This is a genomic window from Candidatus Dactylopiibacterium carminicum (genome assembly GCF_014736495.1).
Taxonomy (GTDB): domain Bacteria; phylum Pseudomonadota; class Gammaproteobacteria; order Burkholderiales; family Rhodocyclaceae; genus Uliginosibacterium; species Uliginosibacterium carminicum.
In genome coordinates this window covers 1-8,281 of record NZ_MDUX01000090.1, presented here as the reverse complement: position 1 = coordinate 8,281, position 8,281 = coordinate 1, and the positions used below count along the sequence as shown (strand labels likewise).

The window sequence follows — 8,281 nt, the reverse complement described above, 5'->3', positions numbered from 1 at the left end:
TGAAAAACAGTATTTCATGAAGCTCGGGGCTGTCTAGGAAACCCGGGGCGATTCAAGCAAGCTCTTCATCCGCATCTCAACCCCCGAGCATTAAGCCAGATGCTCTACCGGCTTGCCAGCAGCCAAAATCGTGGCATGCAGGCGTGAAACCATGCTGTCGGCTCCATGATTGGACAACAGGCCAACCAACAGATTGTCATCGAACCGGAAGCGGCAGAGAAGCATGTCACAAGAGGCCATTCTGAGGATTTGAGCAGGCGTCAGATTCTCGATCAGCTCAGCCACATCCTCTCCAACACCAAGCTTGAGCATCGCACCGACTCGATCGGACTGCAGCATCTGCTGTGCCAGCATCAGGTAGGAAAGATTCATCTCCCTGATTTCATTTCCCATGCCTGTTCTTATGAGCTTTTCCTTGGCATTGACCCCGAAACGAGCCCTGTTGCTTCGGACTCTACAGCTCGATTATCGACGACAAGGCGACAACAGCCAATCAGGCAGCATCGGAAAAGCACGTCACAAAAACAGAAACGGGCGCGTAAAAATCTCTCCTACACGCCAGGATTTATAGCAGACAGACAGTTCGAATGGTGAGCCAAAACCTACTCTCTTGAAGGCGCTTACGACAGAGTTTCAAAAAACTTAAGGGAGAAAAGCAAAAAATTACGCTGATGCCTGTATGCCATCAGGACGCAACTGGATGGCACACACACGCCCTCCCCCTTCCAGCCTGGACCGTGACACGCCGAGCTCAACAAGCTTTATCAGACTATCCACGTCCGTGACGACCTTTGATCGGCATGCCACACCGATACTGGCACTCAAGGCCAGATTCAGACCTCCAGCAGCAAAACGAGCTCCGGCGATCGCAGAACGGACTCTTTGCGCACATGCCACGGCCGCTTCCAGGGTGGTACCCGGGCACAACACGGACAACTCGTCCTCGCCAGTACGTGCCAGGAAGTCCTGACTGCGCAATGCTGCGTGTACGATTGAAGCAAGCTGGCGCAGGACCGAATCCCCAGCTTTACTGCCATAGGTTTTATTGAAGACATGAAACCGATCAATATCGATCAGGATGGCGGACAATGGATGCTTTGCCTGATGTGCGAATTCCCACTCCCGGGACAGACTCTCGACGAAAGCCAACCGGTTCGGCAATCCGGTCAAAGCGTCGCTAGACGACGCCTCCTGCAAACGGCGGTGACTTACAACCAGCTCAGCAGCAAAATGCCTGATCTCTTCACGATCACGCCGAATCTCCTGCTGCAAGAACCCCAAACGATGACCAGTCCGGAGTTTCGCGTAGAGGACCCGGGGATTGAGCGGCCATGCCAGCACATCATCCACCCCGGCATCGAATGCAACAGCCATCATTCCTTCATCCAGCGACTCGGCGTAGGCCAAAACGAACATCGTTTTGCCTACACGCGTTTTCCGCAAGGTTTGCACAAAACCAGCCGCATCCGCCTGCCAAGGCAACATCACCAGCTCCGGCAACAATTCCAAGGCCAGCTCGGTGGCTTTCGCGTAGTCGGAATCCGGCACCACGATCATGCGGCAAGCTCCCGCCAATACTTCGCGCACATGATCAGCATGAGTCTGATCGGAACCAACCATCAGCAAGCGGATACCGCCGGCCTCGGACATCTGCTCTTCCATCGGCGTCACGGCAAGAGGGGTCGGCTGGATCATTTCCGAAAAAGGAGGTAGCTGGCCTGTGTGCACATTCAACAGCGCCCCCCATTCGTGCCATTCCCGAGTCACGGCATCCGTCAAGGAAGCGCACTCTTCGGCATCGAACGAAAGACGGGAGCCGACCAATTGCACCTGGCGTGCAAATGCCGGCCGTGCATCAACATCGGCCAGACAAAGATCGCTGATGCTTCTGGCCAATTGGAGCGTGACTGCAAGCACCGCTTCACGGGAGCCCTCCGCATGCGGATTCTCTTCGCCTCGAGCCACGCAGAACGTGACATCGCAGAAAAGCTTCGGTAAGCCCCAGTCTGCCAGCATGGCTGCCCCCAGCTCCGCATGGGTCATCGCAAAGCTGCGCGCCTCCAGCTCCAGCAGTGCCCGCAGATCGCCACCCGCTTCGCACAGCAGCAGAGAATAATCGTGGGGATACAGGGTCGCCATTGCGAGCTCCCCTACCCGGGTCAGCAAGCCTAGGCAGTAGGTTTCGTCGGGAGCAGCTACCCGGGTTCTCAGCGTCACCGCCTGTGTTGCCACCGCGATCAACAAAGAGGAAGACCAGTAAGCGCCGTAGTCAAAGCCATCGCAAGCGCCTGTCTGATAATTACCGAGCAGAGAGAACCCCAGCGCCATGTTGCGTACAGCTGGCAGCCCGAGCACGGTCAACGCATCCTGGACCGACACAATGGGGCGTCTCCCGTAGCCGATAATGCCGTTGGCCGCCTTGATCAATCGCCCAACAAAAGCCGGATCCGTACGGATCAGTTGCGCCAGTTCTGCCATCGAGACATCTTCCAGCAGCGTCATGCGCATCACTGCAAGCGCAGTGCCCTTGGGCGAAGGAAGATCTCCTGAGGCTTTCAGTTGCTCAAAGCGGGAGGTCTCAATAGGAAGAACCATGATCTGGATACGAGAAGAGTGGATAGCGCCTGAAACGCATCAGTCAACGGCAATGGCGTGACGAACTTAACGCCTTCTGCAAAGCTGATCGTCACCCAATCAGCGTGGCGCAGACAGACTCACCGGTACAACGCGGTTGCGCCCTCCACGCTTGGCTGCATACAAAGCATTGTCTGCCGACAGCATCAACTCCATCATGGTCTGGCAGGCAGGAAAATGTGCAAGGCCGGCACTGAAGGTTACGGAGAAGATTCCTTCATCGTAGGCGTGGTAGATGCGTGCAAATCCTTCACGGATGCTGTTCAGGCGATCTAGTGCCTGCTGTAACGAGGCATCCACGAACACCACGACGAATTCTTCCCCACCGTAGCGCCCCACGACATCCGCACGACGCACACGTTGCTTGAGATAGCGCGCCAGCGTCTTAAGCACACGGTCTCCGACGGAATGCCCATAGGTGTCGTTCACCCGTTTGAAATGATCGATATCGAGGATTGCATAGCAGATCGAAGATTGTTGGCGCTCCCCCTGCAGCAAAGCCTGCTGCAGTAATGCCTTGGTCTTCACGTGGTTGAAGAGGCCAGTAAGGCTGTCTTCCACCATCAGTTTCCGCAGCCCGCGATAACGCTCCGCCTTGCTGATCACGCTGCTGACCAGTTGTGCATGACTGATAGGTTTAGTCAGGAAGTCATCACCACCATGACGCATGGCCTCCACTTGCACGGACTCGCTGGTTTCACTAGTCAGATAGACGATGGGGATGGATTCGAAAGCACCGTTCTGCCGGATGATCTTGGCCACCTCAAGGCCGTTGCATCCTTCCATATGAAAATCCAGCAACAGGACATCCGGAGAAAAATCCAGCAAGGTTTCGAGAATGACTTCCGGCTGACGAATCGCGCGTACGGTCACATTAGGGACCTGCTCCAAAGCGCGCCGAATGGATGCAAGCACCGTGACCGAATCATCCAGGATGAGCACCCGAAAAGGATCATCCCGACCTGCGTACACCAGCGGATCAATAGCCTCGGCCAGCGCATTGATATTGACCGGCTCAGTAAAATACCCCTGCGCGCCCCAACGCACGGATTGCAAGCGCAGCTGAAAATCCCCTCGCGCGGACATCACAAACCACTTCAATCCTCTCCGTGCGATTTCATCCGCCAATGCCGCAGGCAGCCTCTGGCCGTTCTCGCCGATATCCACGACAAGTGCCACAGCCCGCTCGGCCACTGCCGCCAACAAGCCAGCCCTGTACTCCGCAAACACCTTGAAGGCATAGCCGTAATGCTCCATCTGGAGCAACAATTCTCGAACCGCAGTAGCATCGGGCGTCAGCATCACCACCAGAGGAAGACCATCATCTTCCGGCGCATAGCCCTTCATCGATCGGCGGCTACCAGGACTGCAAACCTCTCGCACGACGGAAAACACCCCAGGCAACAGACGGTCAACCTCGGCTACCTCAGCCTGCCCCGGCACGCGCAGATCGCCCAGCAAATCCACCAAGGGCTGCAGTGCCTGCTCCAGTTCACCCAAGGACTGGGCACGCGCCAATGCGAGCAGGCGATCACACTGCAGCATGAACGCAGCCCAGCGCTCCAGGTCGGCACAATCCTGCCAGACCTGTTTCCAGCCAGTTACCAGGCCATTCCAGGTGTCGTGTATCTCAAGTCGATTGATCATTCATTGCGCCTCAAGGGGCGCGCTCCTCCCGTCACCGGCCACCACTTTTACTCGCACGCGCCATGGACGCGCGGGCACGCGGGCATAATCCCCTCAGACACAACATTGCTCCCGCCCTCTTGAGACGCGGCGCCTCATAATCATGAATTACTGCCCCAACTGCGCTGCACCGATGCGCCAGGAGTTACCGCCGGGCGACAACCGTCTTCGTCACGTGTGCGCCAGCTGTGGCTACATCCATTACGACAACCCCAGACTCGTAGTCGGAAGTCTCCCCATATGGCAGGACCGCGTACTCTTGTGTCGCCGAGCAATAGAACCAGCCTACGGTAAATGGACCCTGCCGGCCGGCTTCATGGAGAACGACGAAAGCACCGCACAGGCGGCCCTTCGGGAAACCACCGAAGAAGCCTGCGCGCACATAGCGCTCGAGGGGCCGTACACCTTGATCAGCATTCCACAAATCAATCAGGTTCATCTGATCTATCGCGCACGTTTGCTAGATGTGGACTTTTCTCCCGGTGAAGAAACCCTTGAGACACGCCTGTTCACCGAGCCTGAGATTCCTTGGGACGATATCGCCTTTCGTTCTGTCGCCCTGACACTGCAACACTATTTTGCAGACCGTGCCGGCAACCAGTATTCCCTTCACGAGTCCTCGCTCAGCGTAGGCGATCGGGATAGCCGAAAGCCCCGGTAAAAGCGTCGGCCAGAAAAAACCCCACCAGGCTGACCCTGGCGGGGCATGGATATTACTGGTTCCTGTTGTGAATCAGACCTTGTATTCCGCCAATGCCCGCGCGATATCACGACTCATGCTGGATATCTGGTCTACTGCCTGGGCAGACGCGCTGGCCGCAGCGGAATTCCGTTCGGTCATCTGAGCGATCTGCTCGATCTGTTGTGCGATCGTCGTGCTTGCAGCGCTCTGTTCGCGAACGGCATCGGTAATCTCCGACACCATTCCAACAACAGCCCCGGCACCATCCCTGATGGCATGGATGGATTCTCCTGCCTGCTTCGCATGCTCCACACCGGATGCGACCTCCCGCACCGCACTTTCCATCGTATCAACCGCGGCATGGGCGCTTTCCTGCATACGCGCTAGCAATACGGATATCTCCTGCGTGGATTTGGCCGTCCGCTCGGCAAGTTTGCGGACCTCGTCAGCCACGACGGCAAACCCTCTTCCCTGCTCTCCCGCACGGGCGGCCTCGATCGCGGCATTAAGAGCAAGCAGATTGGTCTGTTCCGCAATCTCCTTGATGATGCCCGCAGCGGCAGAAATGCTTTCGCTGTCGCCCCGCAAGGTTTCGATACGTGCGGAGGCCGCCTCGACGGTATCCGAGATGGCCTGGATCCGCCCGACGGTCTCCAGGATCACCTCCGCACCGTGATCAGCACGCTCACGCGCACCATGCGTATGCTGCGAGGCCTACTCAGCCTGATGCGCCACGACGGAGATGCTGACAGTCAGTTGCTCCACGGCGGAAGCCATCCCTGTCGCCGCATCGCTTTGCTGGCGCGAATTCGCAGCAATCCCGCGAGCACTGCCATCGGCTTGCTCCGCAGCGGACAGCATGCGTGCCGAGGCTTGCTGAACCTCAGAGAAACTGGCGCGCAATCGTTGCAGCAATCGGTTGTAGGCGTTGAGGGTCTGTCCGACTTCGTCCTTTGAGGCGACCTTCAGGTTGTCGGTGAAATCCAGACTCTCGACAGCATGCGTGATGGCCTGCTGCATCTGGCTCAAAGGCCGGACAACCGAACGGCCGATGAAAAAACCGGCACAGCCTATGAGCACAAGTCCAATGAGTGCAGCCAGGATGCTCAACCCCAGCGTGGATGAATAGGTCCGCTCGGCCATCTTCCCGACCGCGCCGGCCTCGGCCGTGCGGACCTTCAACAGCCCATCAAAGGCCTCAGCCAACTGCCGGTGAATGGGCCCGACCTGTGTCTGCATCACGCCCATTGCCATCTCCCGCTCACCCATGGCGGCAAGATTGCGGACCTGAGTCATGCGCCCCACGTAAGCAGAGATGGCCAGCCTCGCATCATCGAGCACTTTCTTCTCCGCCTCGTCTGTCGTGTGCTCGGCATAGAAGATGATCTGCTGGACGATTGAGTCGACCAGCGCCTGCATCTTTTCGTCTGCGACCTTCGCCTGATCTGGATCCGCAATGCTGATTCGGTCATAGGCTGCGGCATGCAGCTCAAGGTATCGGGCCCGCATGTCACCGGTAGCCAAGACTGCTGGCAAGGTTTTTTCAGCAATGGCAGTGACGCCTCCGTTCACCTGCTGCAATCCGAACAGGGATACCGCCGAAACCACGGCACTGGTGACCAGTGCCAACGCAACCATAAGTGCGATCTTGCGCGCGATCGTCATCGAGTCTCCTCCTGGCTTTGGGGCCGGTCAGTCAAGACTTCCGGCCACTTATTGCATGTACGGGTATTAACGGCCGATTTCCGGTGCGCTTGACAGCGTGTGTCTATGCATCACGACCGTATGACGCAGAGCAACAAGAATCCTCTTCGCATGGCAGCCCCACAATGGGGGATTCGCCCTATTTCACCTAGAAAAACAACCCCGACCTCTTCGGCCACCTTTCGTCGGACGGACAAGCGGTTTATTCAACAAATAAACCAAAAGCCAATTCAGATAACATTACCGGCTGCAGAAAACAAAGCCAATCGTCATGAATCAAATAAACATTGATCCGAATAGCATCAGAACCATGATTCCCGGGGGAAATCCATGTGGCGAAGACATGTCCTTCTCCAGCGAATTCGATCTGATTCAAAAAGCCCGCAGGCAGGATGATCCTGATCTCGAACAAGGTGAATGGATAACTTCACTCAAGGAGGCGGACTGGAAACAGGTGACAAAAGTCTGTCAAGACCTGCTACTCCATCGCACCAAAGATCTCCGTCTCGCATCCTGGCTGACTGAGGCGCTGGCAAAACTGCATGGAATCGAGGGGCTGAAGATCGGATTCGAAGTGATGGCCGTGCTCACAGATGAATTCTGGGAACAGTTGTACCCAGACATGGAAGACGGCGACCCTGAACAACGGATCGGCAACATTGCATGGCTACTGGGGCGCAGCCAGCAATTGATTCGCGAGTTTCCCGTCAACGATCACAAGGGGCTCCGCCACACGCTGCTCGATCTCGAAGGCGCACGTGCGCTGCAATCACAACTGGAACGAAATTCCGAAGCGGCGGAAACACAGACAGACAGGATCAGCCTTCAACAAATCAGAGAAGCGCAGCTTCGCACCCCTTCGAGTTTCTATCTGCAGCAACTGGAGGGCAGCAGGCAATGCATCGCAGCACTGCGACTTCTGGCAGCGGCCGTTGACAGGCATCTGGGCCTCGATGGCCCGTCGTTTTCTCCCCTGATCGACGAACTGGAAGGCTACGCCGCCGAGCTATCCAGGCTTGCAAATGAAAATGGAGTCAACGCAGGGGCTTCCGAGGTGCCCACGCATCAACCCGGAGATCCTGCCATCAGCGGGATAGAACCCGCACCTTCATTTTCAAATCAATTGGGTGCACCCACAAATCGCACCCAGGCGTTGAGGCAACTGAGAGAAGTAGCTGCATTCTTCCGTCGCACAGAGCCTCACAGTCCAGTCGCCTACCTTGCGGAAAAGGCCGCACGCTGGGGAGAAATGCCTTTGCATATCTGGCTCAAAACCGTCCTAAAGGAAGATGGTGCCCTGGCACGTTTTGAGGATATTCTCGATTTTGACGAATCCAGCCAGAATTAAATCAAATATTCCGATTTCGGCAAAAATAAAGATGAAAAATATGTAACCCAGATCAAAACCAGCCCTGTCGGGCACTTGAAAAACCCAAGCATAATTAAGGAAAATGCCGACTCATTTTTGCAGAGCGGCATTTCACGCCTTTCCTTGCAAAGCTCATTTAATATTGACGATGTGAATCGCCCCGGGTTTCCTAGACAGCCCCGAGCTTCATGAAATACTGTTTTTCA

The 8,281-nt window shown here is 56.4% G+C and carries 6 protein-coding genes and 1 pseudogene; 2 read left to right on the top strand and 5 right to left on the bottom strand.

Annotated features, from left to right (window positions below; translation table 11 throughout):
• Window positions 1–90: 90 nt before the first annotated feature.
• The 3 genes from flhD to BGI27_RS16925 all read right to left on the bottom strand — a co-directional run bounded on the left by flhD (window position 91) and on the right by BGI27_RS16925 (window position 4,281).
• Window positions 91–393, bottom strand: coding sequence for a flagellar transcriptional regulator FlhD (gene flhD / locus BGI27_RS16935; protein WP_095525971.1), 303 nt, complete (start codon window positions 391–393; stop codon window positions 91–93).
• Window positions 394–663: 270 nt separating this feature from the next.
• On the bottom strand, window positions 664–2,595 hold the full coding sequence (locus BGI27_RS16930; RefSeq protein ID WP_095525970.1) for a sensor domain-containing diguanylate cyclase: 1,932 nt from the start codon (window positions 2,593–2,595) through the stop codon (window positions 664–666).
• Between the two features lie 99 nt (window positions 2,596–2,694).
• Complete coding sequence (locus BGI27_RS16925) at window positions 2,695–4,281, bottom strand: GGDEF domain-containing protein (protein WP_095525969.1); 1,587 nt, start codon at window positions 4,279–4,281, stop codon at window positions 2,695–2,697.
• A 142-nt stretch (window positions 4,282–4,423) separates the two neighbouring features.
• On the opposite strand from BGI27_RS16925, the gene BGI27_RS16920 reads away from it, so the two are divergent.
• Window positions 4,424–4,981 carry an NUDIX hydrolase gene (locus BGI27_RS16920; RefSeq protein ID WP_095525968.1) on the top strand — a complete coding sequence of 186 codons (558 nt, stop codon included), beginning with the start codon at window positions 4,424–4,426 and terminating at the stop codon, window positions 4,979–4,981.
• 72 nt (window positions 4,982–5,053) lie between these two features.
• Here the strand turns inward: BGI27_RS16920 and BGI27_RS16915 are convergent.
• Window positions 5,054–5,692 (bottom strand): annotated as a pseudogene (locus tag BGI27_RS16915) (methyl-accepting chemotaxis protein); the annotation flags it as partial.
• A 24-nt stretch (window positions 5,693–5,716) separates the two neighbouring features.
• A complete protein-coding gene (locus tag BGI27_RS16910; protein WP_095525966.1) occupies window positions 5,717–6,667 on the bottom strand; it encodes an MCP four helix bundle domain-containing protein in 951 nt (316 codons plus the stop codon).
• Between the two features lie 310 nt (window positions 6,668–6,977).
• Between BGI27_RS16910 and tssA the strand changes: the two genes are divergently transcribed.
• Window positions 6,978–8,054, top strand: coding sequence for a type VI secretion system protein TssA (gene tssA / locus BGI27_RS16905; RefSeq protein ID WP_317984308.1), 1,077 nt, complete (start codon window positions 6,978–6,980; stop codon window positions 8,052–8,054).
• The last annotated feature ends 227 nt before the right edge of the window (window positions 8,055–8,281 follow it).

What these genes read in the sequence shown, in the direction of transcription:
- flhD (WP_095525971.1), bottom strand. Translation starts at nt 393, where the DNA reads ATGGGAAATGAAATCAGGGAGATGAATCTTTCCTACCTGATGCTGGCA.
- BGI27_RS16930 (WP_095525970.1), bottom strand. Translation starts at nt 2,595, where the DNA reads ATGGTTCTTCCTATTGAGACCTCCCGCTTTGAGCAACTGAAAGCCTCA.
- BGI27_RS16925 (WP_095525969.1), bottom strand. Translation starts at nt 4,281, where the DNA reads ATGATCAATCGACTTGAGATACACGACACCTGGAATGGCCTGGTAACT.
- BGI27_RS16920 (WP_095525968.1), top strand. Translation starts at nt 4,424, where the DNA reads ATGAATTACTGCCCCAACTGCGCTGCACCGATGCGCCAGGAGTTACCG.
- BGI27_RS16910 (WP_095525966.1), bottom strand. Translation starts at nt 6,667, where the DNA reads ATGACGATCGCGCGCAAGATCGCACTTATGGTTGCGTTGGCACTGGTC.
- tssA (WP_317984308.1), top strand. Translation starts at nt 6,978, where the DNA reads ATGAATCAAATAAACATTGATCCGAATAGCATCAGAACCATGATTCCC.